This window comes from Heliomicrobium gestii (assembly GCF_009877435.1).
Taxonomy (GTDB): domain Bacteria; phylum Bacillota; class Desulfitobacteriia; order Heliobacteriales; family Heliobacteriaceae; genus Heliomicrobium; species Heliomicrobium gestii.
The window spans coordinates 1-20,736 of sequence record NZ_WXEX01000010.1; the positions used below are offsets into that span (position 1 = coordinate 1).

The 20,736-nt window shown below is 57.5% G+C and carries 17 protein-coding genes; 15 read left to right on the forward strand and 2 right to left on the reverse strand.

What is annotated here, in order from left to right; translation table 11 throughout:
- Window positions 1–156 precede the first annotated feature (156 nt).
- Window positions 157–1,146 carry a polysaccharide deacetylase family protein gene (locus tag GTO89_RS11800; protein ID WP_161262303.1) on the forward strand — a complete coding sequence of 330 codons (990 nt, stop codon included), beginning with the start codon at window positions 157–159 and terminating at the stop codon, window positions 1,144–1,146.
- Window positions 1,147–1,278: 132 nt separating this feature from the next.
- Here GTO89_RS11800 and GTO89_RS11805 read toward each other — a convergent pair whose 3' ends face one another.
- Complete coding sequence (locus tag GTO89_RS11805) at window positions 1,279–2,865, reverse strand: S-layer homology domain-containing protein (protein ID WP_161262304.1); 1,587 nt, start codon at window positions 2,863–2,865, stop codon at window positions 1,279–1,281.
- Window positions 2,866–2,929: 64 nt separating this feature from the next.
- On the opposite strand from GTO89_RS11805, the gene GTO89_RS11810 reads away from it, so the two are divergent.
- Window positions 2,930–4,114, forward strand: coding sequence for a PP2C family protein-serine/threonine phosphatase (locus GTO89_RS11810; protein WP_161262305.1), 1,185 nt, complete (start codon window positions 2,930–2,932; stop codon window positions 4,112–4,114).
- A 123-nt stretch (window positions 4,115–4,237) separates the two neighbouring features.
- Here the strand turns inward: GTO89_RS11810 and GTO89_RS11815 are convergent, their stop codons facing one another.
- Complete coding sequence (locus tag GTO89_RS11815) at window positions 4,238–4,996, reverse strand: hypothetical protein (RefSeq protein WP_161262306.1); 759 nt, start codon at window positions 4,994–4,996, stop codon at window positions 4,238–4,240.
- Between the two features lie 205 nt (window positions 4,997–5,201).
- On the opposite strand from GTO89_RS11815, the gene GTO89_RS11820 reads away from it, so the two are divergent.
- From GTO89_RS11820 to GTO89_RS11880, 13 genes are all read left to right on the forward strand, one after another.
- Window positions 5,202–5,840, forward strand: coding sequence for a GNAT family N-acetyltransferase (locus tag GTO89_RS11820; protein WP_235920433.1), 639 nt, complete (start codon window positions 5,202–5,204; stop codon window positions 5,838–5,840).
- Between the two features lie 17 nt (window positions 5,841–5,857).
- Window positions 5,858–6,496 carry a CBS and ACT domain-containing protein gene (locus GTO89_RS11825; RefSeq protein ID WP_161262308.1) on the forward strand — a complete coding sequence of 213 codons (639 nt, stop codon included), beginning with the start codon at window positions 5,858–5,860 and terminating at the stop codon, window positions 6,494–6,496.
- Between the two features lie 2 nt (window positions 6,497–6,498).
- Entirely contained in the window at window positions 6,499–7,671 is a 1,173-nt protein-coding gene (locus GTO89_RS11830; RefSeq protein WP_161262309.1) for an acetoin utilization protein AcuC, read from the forward strand.
- Between the two features lie 95 nt (window positions 7,672–7,766).
- Window positions 7,767–9,746: a YgiQ family radical SAM protein gene (locus GTO89_RS11835; RefSeq protein ID WP_161262310.1), complete on the forward strand. Its 1,980-nt coding sequence runs from the start codon at window positions 7,767–7,769 to the stop codon at window positions 9,744–9,746.
- 58 nt (window positions 9,747–9,804) lie between these two features.
- Entirely contained in the window at window positions 9,805–11,187 is a 1,383-nt protein-coding gene (gene rimO / locus GTO89_RS11840; RefSeq protein WP_161262424.1) for a 30S ribosomal protein S12 methylthiotransferase RimO, read from the forward strand.
- On the forward strand, window positions 11,171–11,722 hold the full coding sequence (pgsA, locus tag GTO89_RS11845) for a CDP-diacylglycerol--glycerol-3-phosphate 3-phosphatidyltransferase (protein ID WP_161262311.1): 552 nt from the start codon (window positions 11,171–11,173) through the stop codon (window positions 11,720–11,722). The genes rimO and pgsA overlap by 17 nt, the downstream gene beginning before the upstream one ends.
- A gap of 218 nt (window positions 11,723–11,940) precedes the next feature.
- Complete coding sequence (locus tag GTO89_RS11850; RefSeq protein WP_161262312.1) at window positions 11,941–12,462, forward strand: hypothetical protein; 522 nt, start codon at window positions 11,941–11,943, stop codon at window positions 12,460–12,462.
- Window positions 12,462–13,967, forward strand: a complete 1,506-nt coding sequence (locus tag GTO89_RS11855; RefSeq protein WP_161262425.1) for an AAA family ATPase — start codon at window positions 12,462–12,464, stop codon at window positions 13,965–13,967. The genes GTO89_RS11850 and GTO89_RS11855 overlap by 1 nt, the downstream gene beginning before the upstream one ends.
- Before the next feature lie 166 nt (window positions 13,968–14,133).
- Entirely contained in the window at window positions 14,134–15,396 is a 1,263-nt protein-coding gene (locus GTO89_RS11860) for an Nramp family divalent metal transporter (RefSeq protein ID WP_161262313.1), read from the forward strand.
- A gap of 187 nt (window positions 15,397–15,583) precedes the next feature.
- Window positions 15,584–16,858 (forward strand): competence/damage-inducible protein A, encoded by a 1,275-nt coding sequence (locus GTO89_RS11865; protein WP_161262314.1) that lies wholly within the window; start codon window positions 15,584–15,586, stop codon window positions 16,856–16,858.
- Between the two features lie 58 nt (window positions 16,859–16,916).
- Window positions 16,917–18,539 carry a DEAD/DEAH box helicase gene (locus GTO89_RS11870; protein ID WP_161262315.1) on the forward strand — a complete coding sequence of 541 codons (1,623 nt, stop codon included), beginning with the start codon at window positions 16,917–16,919 and terminating at the stop codon, window positions 18,537–18,539.
- 61 nt (window positions 18,540–18,600) lie between these two features.
- Window positions 18,601–19,356, forward strand: a complete 756-nt coding sequence (locus GTO89_RS11875) for a DUF881 domain-containing protein (protein WP_161262316.1) — start codon at window positions 18,601–18,603, stop codon at window positions 19,354–19,356.
- A complete protein-coding gene (locus GTO89_RS11880) occupies window positions 19,353–20,420 on the forward strand; it encodes a DUF881 domain-containing protein (protein ID WP_161262317.1) in 1,068 nt (355 codons plus the stop codon). The genes GTO89_RS11875 and GTO89_RS11880 overlap by 4 nt, the downstream gene beginning before the upstream one ends.
- The last annotated feature ends 316 nt before the right edge of the window (window positions 20,421–20,736 follow it).

Consider the following 20,736-nt stretch of genomic DNA (forward strand, 5'->3'; position numbering starts at 1 on the left):
CCGCAGGTTCAAGTCCTGCCCCCGCAACCAAGTCAGTGAACAGGTGTTAGAAAGAACACCTGTTTTTGCTTTTTATGGGAAGATAAAGCCGTAAGGTTGTGTGGTATTATCGTGCAGAATAAACTATAATCAATTGTGGGGAAAGGAGTCGAATCTGTGGAGCATAGACTGCGGAGTATCATCATTCCGCTCATGAAATTATTCTTTTTATCTTTTGCCTTTTTTTTCCTCATTCAAACAGGGATGTATATCAGCCAACTGGCGCCAGAGAAAAGAAGCGAACTGGCGATGAACATATTTCCTTGGCTATTTACCCATGAGGTCGTCGCCATGGCCGGGGAAGTCAATTATCCCATTGACGATGTGACGTTGACACAGGGAATTATCTTTGCAGAACAACAACATCTCGCTGACGCTGAAGCCGCATCAGGCAGGGTGCTGGACGGGACGGGCAGAAATGGGGAGGCGGGATCGGGCCAACAGGCAACAACACCCATCCTTTCGATCTCCGCCCCTGTAGGCGCGCACAAGTCATCGACCAAGGTAGCCTACCTGACCTTTGATGATGGTCCGAGTGACATTACGCCGCAAGTCTTGGATATACTGCATAGGTATGGCATAGAAGCCACCTTTTTTGTGATCGGCAATCAAGCAGAGTCGCGCCCGGACACGATTCGGAGAATCCATTCGGAAGGGCACCTGATTGGAAATCATACCTACTCTCACCGGTATCGACAGATCTATGCCAGTCCATTGGCCTTTATCCAGGATCTGCAACAGGGGGAAGAGGTCCTCAACCAGTTGCTTAATGAGCGTCCGAAGCACGTTCGCGCTCCTGGCGGCACACTGGGCAACATGTCGAGCGAATTGATCAAACAGCTGACTTCCCAAGGCTATGTGCTTCACGATTGGAATGTCGATTCAAAGGATACGTCGGCGCCGATCGTAGGGGCCGAATCCATTCGCATGCAGGTGTTACGGCAGGCGGCTGACAAGCAAAACGCCGTCATTCTCTTTCACGACGGACCCGGTAAGATCACTCTGCCGTCTGCACTCCCTGCGATCATTGAAGGATTGAAGAAACAGGGTTTTATGTTCAAATCGTTGGATCATATCGAGAGACCGGTTGTGATGTACCAAAACTGATGGAACCTTCCGAAGAAAGAAGGCGCCATGCCGCTCGATAAAACGGGAAATCTTAAAAAAGGCCGGGTGCGTCAGAAATTGGCGCTTCCGGCCTTTTTGCGCGCCCGCTATGGCGCTGTCTGCAGTGTCAAATTAGTATAGACTGATGGTGGGCTCCGTTCGTTTCAGTAGAACAGCCAGTTGGGCGCGGGTCATTGCCTGATCCGGTTGGAATGAACCATCGCTGAAACCGGTCAACCAACGGCGCGATGTCAGGGCGGCGATTGCCTGTGCTGCATAATGGGTGGACGGCACATCCCAAAAGGGGGAGACCGAGCCGGTATTCTGGAGCGAATACGCGCGCTGCAACAGAAGAGCCAGTTCAGCCCGTGTCATCGTTTCGTTGGGCGCAAAGAAACCTTCGCCGCGCCCATTGATCAGGCCGGCCTTGACGGCGCGGGAGATGGCCTCTCGGGCCCAGTAATCATTGGGAACGTCGCGGAAGAAGATCGATGATCCGGCAGGCAAGTTCAGATGGCGGGCGATCAGTTGAATCGCTTCCGCCCGGGTGATCTTACGATCAGGGTCAAATTTTCCGTCGGGAGAGCCGGAAAGCAACCCTTGTTTCACCATCTCACTGATTTCCTTGGTGGCCCAATGATACTTTGTATCTGAAAACTTTAATTCCTGCAACCATGGTTGGAAGTTGTTCCATAACTGGGGATCTTCCAGGCCAAGGCGCCAAGCGGCAACACCAGCCAAGTTATAGACCTGCACCAGTCGCATCTTGGCCTGCAGTGAGGCCATGTTATCGAGCCAAAGTTCGTTCTGGCCGTTCGATCCCCAATAGCGCAGGCGAAAGGCGCCTTGATCCGCTATCCATTCGATCGGTGCGCCATATTCCGCTGAAAGGCGGAGGGCGCGCTTATACCCCACCCCATTGCCGTTTTTTCCGTTTACCCACTGGCGGCCGTAGAAGGGTATGCCCAGGATCAGTTTTTCCGGCGCGATGAGCGTGCTCATGTAGCGCGTTACGTTTTCCACCCAGCCGATCGATGCCACGGGTCCCGGTAGGGATGTGGCCCAGTGTTCATCATAAGCCATGACAATGACCTTATCGGCTGTGGCGCCGATGGCCCGGTAGTCATAGGCGTCGGACCAGTCGCCTGTGTTGGCCCGGGTCGCCGGGGCGACGGCGACGGAAAGCGTTTTGCCCTTGGCGTGAAGGGGACGGGCCAGTGCTTGCAAGAAGGCTACATAGGCGTCGCGTCTTGTGACGCTGAAATTTTCGAGGTCGATATTGAGGCCGTCGGCGCCGGTTTCATCGACGAAGGCAACCAATTCGGCGGCAAGTGAGGCGATTCGTTGCGGTGACAGCGCGGCGTCTCCGGCGGTCCGATCAAAGTTGTTGGTCAAAAAAGGCGCACCCTTCAATCCGTTGCTATGGAGCCACCGCAGCAGTTCTGGATCGGCGTTGGTCGTTAACCGGCCTTCTTTGCTCACCTCCAGCCATGGCAGGAAGACGCCGTTGATGTTCCCTCGGCTCTCCGTTAACTGTTGCTGATAGGCGGAGCGATCGCCGTCATAGAGGTAGACGAAGGCTTCTTTCTCCCCCTGTGGCGCCCATGACGCGTCGGCCCAAGCCTGATCCGGTCCCCGGAAGGCCCCCAGAGGCGTTAAGATGGAGAGGGAGATCAGGCAGAAACAGAGGAACCCGATAAGGCAAGCGCGTGTTGTCATGGCGGACCTCCCGTTATATGTGATATAATGCTAGAAGGAATTGCCTTTCAAGGAGGGCATTTTGGTGTTTGAAGAAACCTGGGAATCGAGCGCCCAGATCCTGGTCGTGGACGATGTGGTGACAAACGTGGAACTGATGCGTTTGCAGTTGACTCGGGCCGGTTATCAGGTGCTTACCGCTTTCAACGGGGAGCAAGCGCTCGAGTCGATAAAAAGGACATTGCCCGACTTGATCTTGTTGGACGTGATGATGCCGGGGATGAACGGCTTTGAGGTCTGTGGAAAGCTGAAAGAGGATCCCCATACGCAACTGATTCCCGTGGTTTTGGTCACCGCCCTTCATGAAGTGGAGGATCGGATTAAAGGGATTGAAGCCGGCGCAGATGATTTTATCAGCAAGCCCTTTAACCGTGTGGAGTTGCTGACACGGGTCAAATCGCTGCTTCGCATTCGCAAGTTATACCGCCAGTTAGAAAAAAGTTATCAGGAGATCGAATCAAAGAACGCCATCCTCACAGAAGAATTGAGAATGGCGCGCCATGTTCAGCAACACCTGCTGCCGACGGGTTATCCTTCCATGGAACGGTTGGCTTTTGAGGTGACCTATCGTCCCACCATCGAAATCGGTGGAGATTTCTATGACTTCATCACAGTCAATAAAGACGAGATTGGCGTATTTGTTTCTGACGTGTCCGGTCATGGTGTTTCGGCGGCCATGTTGACGATGGTGATCAGCACCATGATGCGATCGATCACTCAGGAGACCCATGCGCCCGGGCAGGTGCTTGATCGCTTGAACCTGCAGTTTGGCAAGATGGTGGAGGGCGAACTGACAGGCACTTTTGTCACGGCCTTTTCCCTGCTCGTCAATGAGGCGACGGGACGGGTCCATTACGCCAACGCCGGTCATCCCAGCCCGTTGCTGTTGCGCGCAGACAGTGACCATGTGGAAAAGCTGGACACCGATGGCTTTCCCCTGGGACTTTTCGATACGGCGGAATATGAGTCTCGAGAGATTGATATCCAGCCGGGCGACAAGTTGGTCCTATATACGGACGGCATCTATGACGTGGTCAACGAGCGCAAGGAATGTTTCGGTTTCAGTCGCTTTGTGGCGCTCGTCAATGAACTTCGCTTTTTATCGGCAAAAAAGATGGCTGAGGCGATCATGGCACGGATCAGCGCCTTCGCCCAGCAGATGCCTCAACCGGACGATATCTGTCTTGTGGTGATTGAACACCTCAGGTAATACAACATTCGTGGGGAACAGATTCTTTTTGGCCTTTTTTTACCCAACAAAAAGTGGCAAACCCTTTGCTCCGGGGATGCCACTTTTGTATCTCCTTTTCGATTGTACCGGCAATGGGGGTTCCTAGCGGTTCGTTCCGCCGGTCGGTTGGGGGTGTGTGCCCTGTGTATGCGCTTTGGCTGCCGGCGCAGTCTTGGGTGCGACGGGACCGCTTTTATCCGTGGCGCCTGTGCTTTTGCCATTGCCTCCGGACGGGCCGGCGGCAGCCGGGGGGGCGCTATCGGCAGGCGCTGGTGGGGAGGCAGCGGTGATGGCCTCCGGCGCAACGAGGGCTTCGATGTGGCTCAGTGTTCGCGTTTTTTCGCCATACTGGAAGGCGACGGGGTCTTTCCACTGAAAGGACTTCCAGGCATCACCGGTTGACGCGCTAAAAGGAACGATTTGATCGCCGATTTCCAGCCGGATTTCAACGGAACTTCCGTTTTCGACGCCTTTCAGGAACTTGCCCTCCCCAAAAGCGGGGTGCGCTGCGTCATAATAGGCGTAGTACGCATCAAGCGATTTGACGGTCAGACCGGCTGACTCGATCAGAAAGAGGGCGACCAGGCTGAGCAAAAGCCCTTTTAACCGCCAATAGCCGCTGTCGTTCATGGGCGGGCGTTCAGAGGCCAATTGATAGGTAACGCGAAACGCCAACACCGTGGCGGTCGCGCAAAAGGCCAGAGCAAAGCCCCAGGTCATATCCTGGTAGTAGCGTGCCGCTATCGTTTCCCAGTAGGTGGGAGGCGTTGATGTCTTCCAACGGATGTAGCCGTAAAGACCTAGGGAGACAGCCGCAGCCAGCACCCATCCGCCTGCCAGGAGTCCCAGGAGAAAACGCAAAGGGTCCTTTACCTTTACCCGCCGCCGGGCACGATTTCGAGTCGCCGATGACCGAGTTCGACGATTCAGTCGAATTCACCCCCGTAGCGATTTGAATTATCGACAAATGTCTTGTTATTCCTTCGCTACCCTGAGAAAATCTCCTGCTTTGTTAAGCTTAACAGCAACAGAACGGCATGTGACGTTGATCTGGAAGGTGGGGGTTATGATTACGGCAGAAAAACCGACGCGGACGCCGCGCCATATCCAGACAGAGCGGGGATGCGTGACCATCTGCGGTCCTGTAGAGGGGGCCGACATCCTGCGGTATCAGATGGATGAAGGACTGTGCGCCTTTCGTCTGCCAAAAGAGCAGCAAGAGGCGTTGGCAGAGATCGCCCGGTTGCCGGAAGGCCAGGTGATTCTGGCCCTTCACGACGAGCAGATCATCGGATATGTAACCTTTCACCGTCCCGAAGAGTTCGAGCGGTGGGCCCACGATCAGGTTCCCGGCATGTTGGAGTTGGGGGCGATTGAGACGAGCAAGCGGTGGCGAGGGTTGCATATCGGACGCCACCTGCTGGAAGTCGCCTTTGGCGAAGGCGCCCTCGAACCCTATGTGATCATCGCCACAGAGTACTACTGGCACTGGGATTTGAAGGGCGCCGGTCTTTCGGTGTGGGAATATCAGAAGTTTCTTGAAAGTCTCTTTAACCGCGTCGGTTTGCGGCGCGTCGGCACCGATGAACCGGATATCCTGGCCCATCCGGCCAATATGCTCATGGCTCGCGTGGGCCGCCTGGTTCCGCAGGAGTCGGTGCTGCTTTTTGAGGAGTCGCTCTATCAAAACCGGTGGATGTTTTGACGGGAGGCGTTGCGTTGATGCTTGTGGAGGATATCATGATCCGTCAGGTCCATGTGGTTGGGCCGGAAACAACGGTTCTTGAGGCATTGACACTGGCGGAACGGATGCGGGTGCGCCATCTGCCAGTGGTGGATGACGGGCGGTTGATCGGGATTATTTCCGACCGCGATTTGCGGGATGTGAAGCCCTCAATTATGGAAATCGACGATCTGGCGATTCTCTCGTCTACGCGCGTCAAGGATATCGTACATACCGCTCTCATCACTGTTCATCCCCTCGATGCCATTGAAGACGCGGCGAAGATGCTCTATGATCACCGCATCGGTTGCCTCCCGGTGGTGCAGGCCGGGAAATTGGTGGGCATCATCACCACAACCGATCTGCTTCATGCGATCGTTGACATGATGGGGATGGGGCAGCCGGGATCGTACCTGGAGATTGAGGTGCCTGATCGGCCGGGCGCCCTCTTCGATCTTGCCACGATCGTAAAGGCTCACGGCGTCAACATCATCAGCATCTTCGTCAATCCTGCTCGCCAGGGGGGACGTCGGGTCATTTCGCTGCGCATCGCCACCTTTGATCCCCGCCAGATCATTCAGGAGATTGGAGAGGCCGGTTATGCCGTGGTATTCCCGATTGCGTTGAAGGGGGAGTAGGCATGGGAAGACCGCCTCTTTTGATTTACTCGCCCGATTTTCATGCGTACCGGTTCGGGCCGGAACACCCTTTTAATCCCTTGCGGCTCGAAGTGACCGTCGATCTGCTCTGCCGCTGCGGGTTGATCGCGCCGGAGCAGATCGTGCCGCCGGACGATTGCTCATGGGAGGAACTGCGTCCGGTTCATTCCGAAGCCTTGCTCGACGCCATTAAAAGGGCGGGAGAGGGGACTCTCCTTCCGGAACAACTGCGTCTCTATGGTTTAGGGGATGAGGACACGCCTGCTTTTCCCGGCATGGGTGACGCCAGCCGTCTGGTGGCCGGCGCCACCTTGCAAGGCGTCCGCTTGATCATGGATGGGCGTGCCGATCACGTTTTTCAGATCGCCGGGGGGTTGCACCATGGACACCGCAATCGAGCCTCGGGCTTTTGCATCGTCAATGACGCGGCTGTTGCCATCGCCTACTTGCAGCGGCGCTATGGCATGAGAGTGGCCTACATTGACACGGACGCCCATCACGGCGACGGTGTCCAATCGATTTTTTACGATGACCCGACCGTATTGACCATCTCCCTGCATGAGACAGGTCGCTACCTCTTTCCGGGAACAGGCAATGTGGAGGAACGCGGCCGTTTTGATGGCTACGGTTTTTCCGTCAATCTGCCCTTGGAGGCTTACACGGAGGATGATTCTTTCATCGAACTCTACGAAAGCGCCATCGAACCCTTGATCGCGGCCTTTGAACCGGATCTGCTGATCACACAGAACGGCTGTGACGCCCACTATCTCGATCCGCTGACCCATCTGGCGCTGACGACGCGCAGCTTCGAAGCGATACCGCGGCTGGCCCATCGCCTCGCCCACACCTACTGTCAGGGACGCTGGCTGGCGCTGGGCGGCGGCGGTTACGACCACTGGCGGGTTGTTCCCCGGGCCTGGTCGTTGCTCTGGGCGGAGATGAATGATCAAAGGCCGGCAGAGGAGATTCCCCAGGACTGGTTGACACGTTGGCAGTCCCAAAGCCCTGTTTCGTTGCCGTCCCGCATGCGTGACGCCCACGATGAGTATCCGCCCATCCCGCGCCGGGCGATCATTGAAGATAAAAACCGGGTGACTTTGCAGCGGGCGACGCGGGACGCGGTGGACCAGATCCGAGCCCGTATCGCGCCCTAAGGCGCCTGAAACAGAATCCGATTTTCATTTTCTGCGCCAGACGGACAAATCGACCGGCTGGGCAGACTACCAGGGAAGGGAGGTTGTTGGTTCCCATGGCAGCGCCTTTTTTACCGCTTTCCAAAGCAGAGATGAACGAACTTGGATGGGACGCCTGCGACTTCGTCCTGGTCACCGGCGACGCCTATGTCGATCACCCCAGTTTCGGTGCGGCCATCATCGGCCGCGTCCTTGAAAGCCGAGGATACCGGGTCGGCATCCTCAGCCAGCCCGACTGGCGGGACGCCCGCTCATTTAAAGCGCTGGGCCGGCCGCGTTTGGCTTGGCTGGTGACGGCCGGCAACCTGGATTCGATGGTCAATCACTACACGGCAGCCAAGAAGCGCCGTTCAGAAGATTCCTATTCCCCTGGCGGCCGCGCCGGTTTGCGGCCTGACCGGGCCAGCCTGGTGTACGCTCACCGTTGCCGTCAGGCCTTTAAGGAACCGCCGATCATCCTTGGCGGAATTGAGGCCAGCCTGCGCCGTTTCGCCCACTATGATTATTGGGATGATAAGGTCCGTCGTTCTGTGCTGGTCGACGCCAAGGCGGATGTGCTCGTCTTCGGCATGGGCGAGGAACCGATCACCGCCCTGGCGGAAGAATTGAACCGTCGCCGCGCCGGCGAAGCCTTTGCCCATCCCCTCGGCGCAGCAACGCCCGGCGTCTGTTACATCGCAGCGGATCTCGCCGATATCCCGGAGACGAACCCCATCGTGCTCCCCAGTTTCGACGAGGTGGTTGCAGACAAGTGTGCTTATGCGAAAGCCTTTCAACTCCAGGAGCGGGAGCAAAATCCGGTCGATGGCAAGACCCTTGTCCAGCCCCATGGGGAACAGTTCTTGGTGCAAAACCGGCCTGGCCGGCCCCTGACGACAAAAGAGATGGACGCCCTTTACGATCTTCCTTTTGCACGTCAGCCCCATCCTGCATATGAAGGTATGGGGGGCGTGCCCGCGCTGGAAGAGGTGGAATTCAGCCTCACCGCCCAGCGGGGCTGTTTCGGCGGTTGCTCTTTCTGCGCCCTCACCTTCCACCAGGGACGGATCATCCAGGGGCGCAGCCATGACTCCCTCGTCCGTGAGGCTCGGCGATTGATCCGCTCCCCCCGCTTTAAGGGTTATATCCATGACGTGGGCGGTCCGACGGCCAACTTCCGTCGTCCGGCCTGCAGGAAACAGGGGAAGGCTGGCGCTTGCCGTGACCGCCAGTGCCTCCATCCCAAGCCCTGCCCCAATCTCGACGTCGATCACGGTGATCTCATCGATTTGTTGCGCAAATTGCGCGCACTGGAAGGGGTAAAAAAGGTCTTTATCCGATCGGGGTTGCGTTTCGATTACCTGATGGCGGACAAACCGGCCCGGCGGCGCGAGTTTTTAAAAGAGCTCTGTGAACACCACGTGAGCGGCCAGTTGAAGGTGGCCCCTGAGCATGCCTCGCCCAAGGTGCTTCGCCAGATGGGGAAACCGGGTATCGATGTCTACGAGGCGTTTAAAAAGGAGTATGAACAGGCCAACAAAGAAGTGGGTAGGGAACAGTACCTGGTGCCTTACCTGGTATCGAGCCACCCCGGCGCGGACATCCATGAGGCGATCGAACTGGCCGAGCGGCTCCGCGATTGGGGCTGCCATCCCGAACAGGTGCAGGACTTTATCCCCACGCCAGGCAGTTTATCGACATGCATCTATTACACCGGCATCGATCCCCGGACGATGGAACCGGTCTATGTGCCCCGCTCGCCCAAGGAGAAAGCCCGCCAGCGGGCGCTGCTCCAGTTTCGACGTTCTGAAAACTACCCGCTTGTCTACCAGGCCTTGCGCGCAGCGGGGCGGATGGACTTGGTTGGCCATGGCCCAAATGCCCTGATCCGGCCGCCCCGTCCCGGCATGGGCGGCGGTGATGCGGCAGGGTCGGCGCGAAAGGGGCGCCAGGAGACGCCTGCAAAGAAGGGACCGAGGGGCGCCGGCAAAGGGACCGGCAAGGCAGCCGGAAAAGGCGCTGGCAAAGGAAGTGGACGCAAAGGTCGCTCTTTTTGACAGCGCCGCCGCCTTCCGTTATACTAATATATTAGCGAGCATCATCCTCGGCGCGGGGATGGATGGCGCGCTATTTCTTTTGCGGGGAAGGGCGGAAGCAATTTTGACGATAAAAGCACATATCACCAGCCTTGGCTGTGCCAAAAACCGTGTCGACACAGAAGTGATGATGGGGTTATTGCGCGAGGCCGGCTATGAATTGACGCAACGAGAAGAAGACGCCCAAGTGTTGCTCGTTAACACCTGCGGTTTTATCCTCCCCGCCAAGGAAGAGTCGATCCAGACCATCCTTGAACTGGCCCGTTACAAAGAGACGGGCCGCTGCCGGGCGTTGCTGGTAGCCGGTTGTCTGCCCCAGGGCTACGCCGGTGAATTGGCGGCCGAACTGCCTGAGGTTGACGCCTTTTTCGGCCCTGGCGATGTGCCGCGCGTAGCGTCCATCGTCGCCGACGCGCTGGGGGGCAAACGCTCTCTGGAAGTGGGAAGACCGGAGTTTTTATACGACCATACCATGCCGCGCGTGCTTTCAACGCCCTTTCATTACGCCTATGTGAAGGTCGCCGATGGCTGTGACAACCGCTGCAGCTATTGCGCCATTCCGGAGTTGCGCGGACGCTTCCGTTCGCGCAGCGAGGAATCGATCATCCAGGAAACGCAAAGCCTTGTCGATCGGGGCATCCAGGAGGCGCTGCTGATCGCCCAGGATACGACCCGTTTCGGCGCTGATCGCTATAACGAGTTTCGTCTGCCCCAGTTGATCCGCAACCTGGCGCCCATCGAGGGGCTGCGGTGGATCCGGCTGATGTACTGTTATCCCTCTCATTTTACGCCGGAACTGATCGAGGCGATGGCCGCCGAGCCGAAGGTCTGCCGCTATGTGGACCTGCCGTTGCAGCATGCAGACGACGAACTTCTACAGTCGATGAACCGGCGCGCCAGCGTTGCCGAAATCCGTCGCCTGATCCAAACCCTGCGGGACCGCCTGCCGGGGCTGGCGATTCGCACCTCTTTCATCGTCGGCCTGCCGGGGGAGACGGAGGAGAAGTTTCAAGGGCTCCTTGATTTTCTCGCAGAGATGCGCTTTGACCGGGTCGGTGTATTTACATACTCCCGGGAAGAAAATACGCCGGCAGGGCAAATGGCCGATCAGGTTCCCGAGGAGATCAAGGAAGAACGCTATCACCGGGCGATGGCCTTACAGCAGGAGATCTCCTTGTCCATTCAACAGGAGTGGGTAGGGAAGACGCTGGAGGTTCTCGTCGAGGAAGAGGTCGCCCCCGGGATTTACCGGGGACGGAGCGAGCGGGAAGCGCCGGAGGTGGACGGCCACATTGAGTTTAGAGGCCGCCAGCGGATGGTGGGGGAGTGGGCCCATGTCCGGATCACCGCTGCCAGCCACTACGACCTGATGGGGGAAGCGATCGATGAACCTGGCGAATAAGGTCACCCTGACAAGGATCCTTTTTGTCCCCCTCTTTATGGTCATTCTCTTTATCCCTGAGGTGCCTCACCGGGAGTTCGTGGCTGCGGCTGTGTTCATCCTAGCCGCCGTCACCGACGGCTTGGACGGATATATTGCCCGGTCGAGAAAGCAGATCACTCGTCTCGGCACCTTTCTCGATCCCCTGGCCGACAAGCTGCTGGTCACCGCTGCGCTGATCTCCCTTGTCCAGTTGGGAAAGCTGTCGGCTTGGGTGGCCGTGATCATCGTCGGACGGGAATTTGCTGTCACCGGCCTGCGGGCCATCGTGGCGGCGGAAGGCCACACCATCGCGGCGAGCAAGTTGGGCAAGCTGAAAACGGTCTTTCAAATCGTCACCGTCGTGGCCATGTTGATTGATGAGGCGCTCAGCATCGTGGTGCCGCTGCCGATTACGGAGGTCATCCTTTACCTTACCGTCTTCTTCACCCTCTGGTCGGGCGTGGATTATTTTGTGAAAGCCAAGAAGTATCTGAAAAACCGCGTGGAAGCGTGATGTTTCCGGCGGTTTTTTGTTTGTATCGCTGGTGATTCCATTGGTTCGCCTTTCCATGATCGGACACTGCATTGTGGCGCCGCCACATCGGTGATTGCACTGTTCCCACCCGTTCCCTAATGAAAAGACCCTACAAAAAGCGTATAATCATCATACGAATAGTGGAAAGAGGGACCTGCAAAGGTCCCTTGTTTTTTGGGGGGAAGGGGAGGATTTTGATGAGAGGGATCAAACCGCTGTGGGTGGCGGTTTTTGCTGCCGTCGCTTTGGCGCTGCTCTGGGGCGCCGAAGCAGCGTACAGCCGTTTCGGCGTCGAACAACCGCTGCAAGAGGCCATCGCCGCCGTGGCGCCGGGCGCTTTTGTCCAGAGCCAAAGTGAAAAAACAGGAAAAATGATCGTTGAGGTGTCGCCCGTGCTGGTCAGCGACCTGGGTGACACCTACCGGCAGGTGAACAAGGTCGTGCGGTTACGCCTGGGACCGGAGGCGCAAGCGCAGTTGACCGACAACCCGGACGACATGTGTCACAAGCTTTGGGAACAGGTGCAATTTCCCTTGTTTCAAGGGATCGCCACGGGCAACTACATGGAGATGAAAAAGCAGATCGATACGATTTCGGCAGGCGCCGCTCCGGCGAAGATCGATACCTCCTTGGACGAGGACTATGTGTACCTGCGGGTCGTCAATGGCGATCACTTTTTGTACCGGATCGTGCCGCGGGAAAAGGGGGGTGACCGGTGATGAACCGTTCCGACATCCTGCGATATTGGAAAGAGGCGCTTCTCGGATTCGGTGTCGCCCTGGCCATCTTTCTTTCTTACCGGCTGATGAACCCCTTGCCGCTGTTTATCGCCTTGTCCAGCGGCTTTTTGGCCTACTTTCTCCTGGAACGGCAGGGGATCGGTCAGAGCGGCGGATTTGGCGATTATGACGCGCCGGCGGCCTTCTCCTTCGATGACATCGGCGGACAAGCCGTTGCCAAGCGGGAATTGATTGAGGCCCTCGATTTTATGACACACAGCGCCGCTACGGCGGAATTGGGCATTCGACCCCTCAAGGGGATCCTGCTCTGTGGGCCTCCGGGGACAGGCAAAACCCTATTGGCAAAGGCGGCGGCCGCGTACACAGACAGCGTGTACCTGACCTGTTCAGGAAGCGATTTTATCGAAGTTTACGCCGGCGTCGGCGCCGGCCGTGTCCGCAGTCTCTTTAAGCGGGCGCGGGAGCAGGCGAAGAAACAGGGAAAAAGCGGCGCCATCATCTTCGTCGATGAGATCGATGTGCTCGGCGCCAAGCGTGGCGGCGATCGAGGCCACCTGGAGTATGAACAGACCTTGAATGCCCTGCTCGTCGAGATGGATGGGCTGAAGGCAGACGATCCGATCCGGGTGCTCCTGATGGGCGCTACCAACCGGCCCGACCTGCTCGACGCCGCCTTGTTGCGTCCGGGTCGTTTTGACCGCCAGATTCAAGTGGATCTGCCCGACCGGGAGGGACGAAAGCATATCCTCGAGATCCACATGCGCAACAAGCCGATGGCGCGCGATGTCGATCTCGAGGCCGTCGCCCGGGAGACGATCGGCTTTTCCGGCGCCCAGTTGGAGAGTGTCGCCAACGAGGCGGCCATTCTGGCGCTGCGGGCCGGCGATAAAGAGATCGGCGGCAACCAGCTAAAGGATTCTATTGAGAAGGTGCTCATCGGGGAGGCTGGTGACCGTAAGGCCCTTGAGGAAGAGTTGTGGCGCGTCTCTGTTCACGAGACGGCGCACGCGCTGCTCAGCGAGTGGGAGCGGCCCGGTTCTGTCGCCCGTTTGACCATCTCTCCGCGGGGACGGGCGTTGGGCTATCTGCGCCAGGTCCCTCCGGAAGAAAAGGTGCTTGAGACGTACAGCGATATGATCGGCGGCATCCGTGTGGCCCTGGCCGGTCTGGCGGCGGAACAACTCGTCTTCGGAGAAGGCTCCTCCGGCGCCCGTCAAGACCTGGCCAACGCCTCCCAACTGTCTCTCCGGATTATCCTGTCTGGACTGTCTGACCTGGGACCGGTCGATGGCAACGAAATCCCCGAAACCGTCCGTTTCCGCGAACTGGGCAAGATCATGAAACGTGAACAAGAATTTGTCGCCGAGGCGCTGCGACTGCACCGGGACCTTCTGGAGGGAATCGCCCGACACCTGCGGGAGAAAGAGACCCTTTCCGGCGAGGAGTTTCGGGCGCAGGCGCAGGGGTTTGCCGAGACAGCCTGATCAGCAGGCCCGGCCCATGGCAGGGCCGGGCTTTTTTGCAAGTCACTGTTATGCTCGATCGTTCCGCAAGTTTTCTCGTGATAGGGTTCACTTTTTCTTTGATTTGCTCTACAGTAGAAAGTACCGTCCGCCGTCTATGCAATACCGCACGGAATAGGGGGAGCCCATGAAAAAACAGATCAAGTCTCTGTTGGACACAACACTCCATCGACCGATCCTGGGGATTCGAGAGGCCTTAAAATATATCGGCCCCGGCCTATTGGTCACCGTCGGTTTTATCGACCCAGGTAACTGGGCATCCAATATCGCCGCAGGCTCGGACTACGGCTATCAACTCTTGTGGATGGTCACCCTTTCCACCATCATGTTGATCCTGTTGCAGCACAATGTGGCTCATCTAGGGATCGTCACCGGCGATTGCTTGTCTGAGGCGGCTTCCAAGCACTTGAACCCGCTCCTGTCAAAAGCAGTGCTTTCCACAGCCGTCATCGCCTCTATCGCCACCGCCATGGCGGAAATTTTAGGCGGCGCCATCGCGCTGCAGCTGCTCTTTGCCATCCCCTTAAAGCTGGGCGCCGTGCTTGTGCTGGCCCTCGTTCTGTGGATGCTCTACTCAAACTCCTATGGGCGTTTGGAAAAATGGATTATCGGCTTTGTCTCCGTCATCGGCGTGTCTTTTCTTTACGAACTCAGCATGGTCCATGTGGACTGGGGAACCGTAGCGCAAAGTTGGGTCACACCGGCATTTCCGGAGGGCGCCATGCCGATCATTATGGCTGTCCTGGGCGCTGTGGTGATGCCCCATAATCTCTTCCTCCACTCTGAGGTCATCCAGAGCCGGCAATGGAATAAAGAGGATCCTGAAATCATTGACAAGCAATTAAAATATGAGTTTACTGACACATTGTTATCCATGGTGATCGGATGGGCGATCAACAGCGCCATGATCATTTTGGCGGCTTCAACCTTTTTCTTGCATCAAGTGTCCGTGACTGAAATCGGGCAGGCGCAACAGTTGTTAGAGCCCTTGCTGGGGAAAGGTTCCGCTCTTGTCTTCGGAATGGCCCTTCTCTTCGCCGGCATATCTTCGACCACAACAGCCGGCATGGCTGGAGGGAGTATTGTCGCCGGGATGTTTCGAGAACCCTATGATATCAAGGATCCCCACACCAAAATGGGTGTCGGCGGAATTCTGGGTTTGGCCACGCTGCTGATCTTCCTGATCGCCGATCCCTTTAAGGGGCTCGTCTACTCCCAGATGTTTTTAAGCATACAGTTGCCGATCACCGTGATGTTACAGATTTATCTGACGTCATCGGAGCGCGTGATGGGGAAATATAAAAATTCATTGATCCATAAGGGGCTATTGTGGACGATTGCGAGCATTGTCTCCCTCTTAAACATCATGTTATTGCTCAGTTTCCTTTAGTCGTCACGGAGAGGGTGTCGACTCTTCCCCTTGAAGCCCGGAAAAGCTATAATTGGAAAAGGAATGGGCAACAAATAATAAAAAGGAGCGCAACTGAGGCGAATCTTCCTGAGGAAATCACGATAAGCCTCCTTGGACGTTCCTTTTTCACTCCCTTCCGTTGAAAAAGCTTGATGAGGGTGTTATCATGATAAGCGCCGAAATCGTGTCCACTGGAACGGAACTGCTGCTGGGTCAATCTTTAAACACCAATGCCCAGTACTTGGCCGAGCGTCTGGCCGGGCTGGGCGTTTATTGCTTTTACCAGACGACGGTGGGAGATAACCCCGTGCGGATCCGGAGCGTCATCGAAAAGGCTCTTGAACGGGCCGATCTGGTCATCACCACGGGAGGCCTTGGCCCGACCATGGATGACCTGACCAAAGAAGTGGTCGCCGAGATTTTCGGCTTACCCATGGAGACAGACCCGGAGGTGCTTGGTCGCATCGAGGCCTTTTTTCAACGCCGGGGTCGGCTGATGCCGGAGAACAACACCAAGCAGGCCCTGATTCCTGCCGGCGCCCGGATCATTCCCAACCATCTGGGGACGGCGCCAGGGATCATCGTCGAGGGTGAGGGCAAGACGGTCATCCTGCTGCCCGGCCCGCCTTTTGAGATGAAGCCCATGTTCGAAGAAACGGTGGCGCCCTACCTGGCGGAGCGGACAAAGGTTAGCCCCGGTGTTCTCCATTCCAAGACACTGAAAGTGGTCGGTCCCGGGGAATCGGTGGTCGAGGATCGCCTGCGTGACCTGTTGCAGGCGTCCAACCCGACGATCGCGCTGCTGGCCAAGACGGCTGAGGTTCATGTGCGACTGACGGCGCGGGCGCCGTCGGTGCAGGAAGCGGAAGCGATGATCGCCGGTGAGGAGGCGGAAATCCGCCGTCGTCTTCATCCCTTTGTCTACGGCGCTGATGAGGAAACCCTGGCCTCTGTGGCCGGGCGGTTGCTGAGCGAGCAGAAACGGACGCTGGCGGCGGCTGAGTCCTGCACCGGCGGCTACATCAGCCACCTGCTCACCAATGTGGCGGGCTCGTCGGCCTACTTCCTCTTAGGAATCACCTCTTACTCCAACGAAGCGAAAGCGCAGGTTCTCGGCGTCGACGAGGCGATCCTCCAGCGCCACGGCGCTGTCAGCCCGGAAACTGCACTGGCCATGGCCTGTGGGGCGCGACGCCTGTCCGGCGCCGATGTGGCCCTGGCCGTCACCGGCATTGCCGGGCCAGGCGGGGGGAGCGAGGAAAAGCCGGTCGGTCTCGTCTATATGGCCCTGGCCGCTGACGATAGGGAAGAGGTTGAAAAGTTGCAGTTCTTCGGCGATCGGGTGACGATTAAGGAAAAAACAGCCTTTACCGTCCTCAACCGGTTGCGTTTGTACCTGACCGGAGACAAGGGCAACCCTGACCGTCCAGGGGAACAGTAGAGTGTCCAGCCCCCCCATTTTTACTAACTGTTTTTGAGAACAATGAAGGAGAGCAAAGATGACAGAAAACAAGAACATAGCAAATGATCAAGACAAGGCGAATGACAAGGTGAAATTTGGCGCGATCGATCTGAGCCCGAAAGTGGCTAAGGCCATCTTTGACATGGGTTTTGAAGAACCTTCTCCCATCCAGGCCAAGGCGATCCCCGTCATCATGCAGGGCAAGGACCTGATCGGCCAGGCGCAGACGGGCACCGGCAAGACGGCCACCTTCGGTATCCCCATGGCTGAAGCGCTGAATCCTCGCGACGGCCGGGTGCAGGCCCTCGTGTTGTGCCCCACTCGGGAATTGGCCATCCAGGTTGCCCAAGAGATCAGCAAGATCGGCCGTCTCAGCGACCTCAAGTCCCTGCCTGTCTATGGTGGACAGTCCATCGACCGCCAGATTCGGGCGCTCCGCTATGGCGTTCAAGTCGTCATCGGCACACCGGGCCGGATCCTCGATCACCTGAGCCGCAAGACACTGCGCCTGAACAACGTGCGCATGGTCGTCCTTGATGAAGCCGATGAGATGCTCGACATGGGCTTCATCGAAGACATTGAAGCCATCATCAAGGAAACGCCCGAAGACCGGCAGACGCTGCTCTTCTCGGCCACCATGCCGGGCCCGATCCAGCAACTGGCCCGCCAGTACATGAAAGAGCCTGAGTTTGTCACCATATCCCGGGACAAGCTGACCGTTCCCCTCATCGAACAGGTCTATTACGAGTGCAAGGAATCGCAGAAGGTGGACGCACTCTGCCGCATTCTCGACATGGAGGAGATCGGGTCGTCGATCATCTTCTGCCGCACCAAACGCGGTGTCGACGAACTGGTCGCCGCCCTGGAGACGCGCGGCTATTTTGCCGAGGGGTTGCACGGCGATCTCACCCAGGCCCAGCGGGACCGGGTGATGAAGAAGTTCCGCGACGGCAAGGCCGAACTGCTCATCGCCACCGACGTGGCTGCCCGCGGCTTGGACGTGGAAAATGTGACCCATGTCATCAACTATGACATCCCGCAGGATCCCGAGTCCTATGTTCACCGTATCGGTCGAACCGGCCGCGCCGGCCGCAAGGGCATCGCCATCACGCTGATCAACTACCGTGAATACCGCCAGTTGAAACTCATCGAACGGGTCACCAAAGCCCGCATCCAGCGGCGCGATCTGCCCTCCATGGCTGACATCGTTGAACGGCAGAAAGAAGCCCACAAGATGAAAATCGTCAAGCTCCTTGACGCCGGCCATTTTGGCGAGTACAAGAGCATCATCAGCGAACTGGCCGAAGATTATGATCCGATGGAGATCGCTGCGGCCACTCTCAAACTGCTTGTCGAAGGCCCCGAAGTCCAAACCGAGAAAGAAGAGGCCCCTGAATTCGGCAACACCGGCGCCGAACCGGGCATGGTCCGACTGTTCATGAATATCGGCCGCGCCCAGGGCATTCGTCCCCAGGACATCGTGCGCGCTGTCGCCGAAGAGGCTGGCATCCCCGGCAACGTGATCGGCGTCATTAACATCTATGACAAGTTCACCTTTGTGGAAGTGCCCGAAGATGTGGCTGGCCGTGTCATGGGCGTTATGCACCAGAATATGATCAAAGGCCGCAAGATCAGCGTCGAACCGGCCAAAGCCCGCTAAAACCGGATAAGGGCCGGCCTGTCCGGCCCCTCCGGGCTTAGGGGGAGAGGGGGAGCAAAGCATGCAATGGAATCGGCGCAACCAGGCCATCGCCGTGGTGACCCTTGTCTGCTTTTTCATCGGCCTCTCCACGACGGTCCAGTGGCGCACTCAGACGGAGATCGTCCGCCAGTCCTCAGCCGCTTCCGTTGACGAACTGACGTCGACGCTGATTCAGACGGAGCGATCCAAGGAGGCGCTGGCTGCCCAGCTCATGGAACTGAAAGGCCAGTTGGAAAAATACCGCGAAGGGGAAAATTCGAAACAGGCCCTTCAGCAGTCCATCGAAAAGACACGGATCAACGCAGGGCTGACACGCGTCGATGGCCCGGGTGTCGTGATCACCCTTAACGACAGCCCCAGAGCGCAACAATTCGATACCATCCGCAAGGACGACCCAAACAACTACTTCATTCACGATGCCTACCTGCGGGAACTGGTGAACACCCTCTGGACCGGCGGCGCCGAAGCGATCAGCATCAATGACCAGCGGCTGATCAGCACCTCGGAGATCTTCTGTGGCGGAACGACCATCTTCGTCAACCGCGAGTACATCACGCCGCCCTTTGTCATCAGCGCCGTCGGCGACCCGAAAACACTGACGGCTTCCGTCAATATGGCGATGACGACACTCTTTTTGAAAAACCTGCGCCAGCAGTATGGCATCGTCTTTGATGTCGTTCCCAGCGAAAGCATCCAGCTCCCCGCCTACCGGGGAGAAATCAAGTTTCAATACGCCAAAGCGGTCCAGGACAACCAGGCGGGGACACAGCCATGAATGTGATGAACGTAAAGATGCGCTGGAAAAAGTGGCAGGTCGCCGCCACCATCGTGGCCTTGGCCCTTGGCATTCTGCTGGTCACCCAGTTTAATACGGCCACCCTGATCGCCAAGGGACGTTCCGAGATCCAGGAACGGCGCAACTCTCTCATGGGGATCCTGGAGAAGATGGACAACGATAACGCCAGTGTGGAAAAAGAGGTGGCTCGGACCAAGGCGGAGATCGCCAAGTACGAACAAGTCGCCAAAGGGGTTGTCGGCGCCGGTCTCTCCGATGAGATCGACCGGCTGCGTATCCTCACCGGGTACTATCCCGTCAAAGGCCCCGGCATCCGCTTGACCCTCGACGATCACCTCGTGCCCAATCTTTCTTTGGATATCTTTGATTTGATGGATCTGGTCAATATCCTTCGCTACGGCGGCGCGGAAGCGATTGCCATCAACGGCCAGCGTATCGTGGCCAACACGGAAATCTATGTTTCGGGAAACAACATTCTCGTCAATAAAACGCCGATCAGCAGCGGCCGCAATCATGTCTTTGTCATTGACGCCATCGGCAACGCCGATGAACTGTCTCGCTACCTCCAAGTCACCGACGGAAAGATCGCCAGTTTGAAAGAAAACAAGATCGATGTAAAGATCGTCAAGCAATCCGAGGTGGAGATCCCCGCCTATTCGGATACGCTTAAGTTCCGCTACGCCAAGCCTGTGCTTGACAAGGCGGCGACGATGACATCGACGGCCAGTCCAGCCGGTCTAGGTCGAAACGCCAGCGGTGATGCGGGAGCGGCCAAGATGAACCAGGCCGGTTCGAACCCGCCGGCGGCCCAGCCGGCCACTGTGCGAACGGAGGAAAGAGCAGGCAATGTCAAACCTGCCGGGACAACGGGCAGCGCTACCAGCGTTGGAACAACGGTTTCCGGGGGAACCGGCGCCAGTCCCGCCGGCGCATCAGGCTCATCCGGCGGGGCGAATCCCTCCCGCACCACCGGCGGGGGCGCGGCGACAACGGGCGCAAGCGGTCAGCGATCCGGTCAGACAAGTGGCGCCAATCCCCCCTAGCATCGCTCGCCCGGGCTGACTCTGTCCAGCCTGGGCGGCCTTCTGTCAGGGCGCGCTCAAGTGTCGAAGCGCAAAAGGAGGAAAAGCCCTGCGCGCTTTTTTTGCCGTCGACTTATCAGAGCCGGTCCGGGAAGCATGTCGCGAAGGACAGAAGGCATTGCGCAGCGCTGGTGTCAAAGCGAGTTGGGTCAACTGGACAGCCGGTTGACGCCCCAGGGCCCCCAGTACCGCATTCATCGAGAAATCCTTTTTAATTGAAAAAAATGTCCATATTGACAGAACGTGGCAACAAACGGTATATTCAGATCAAATCGAC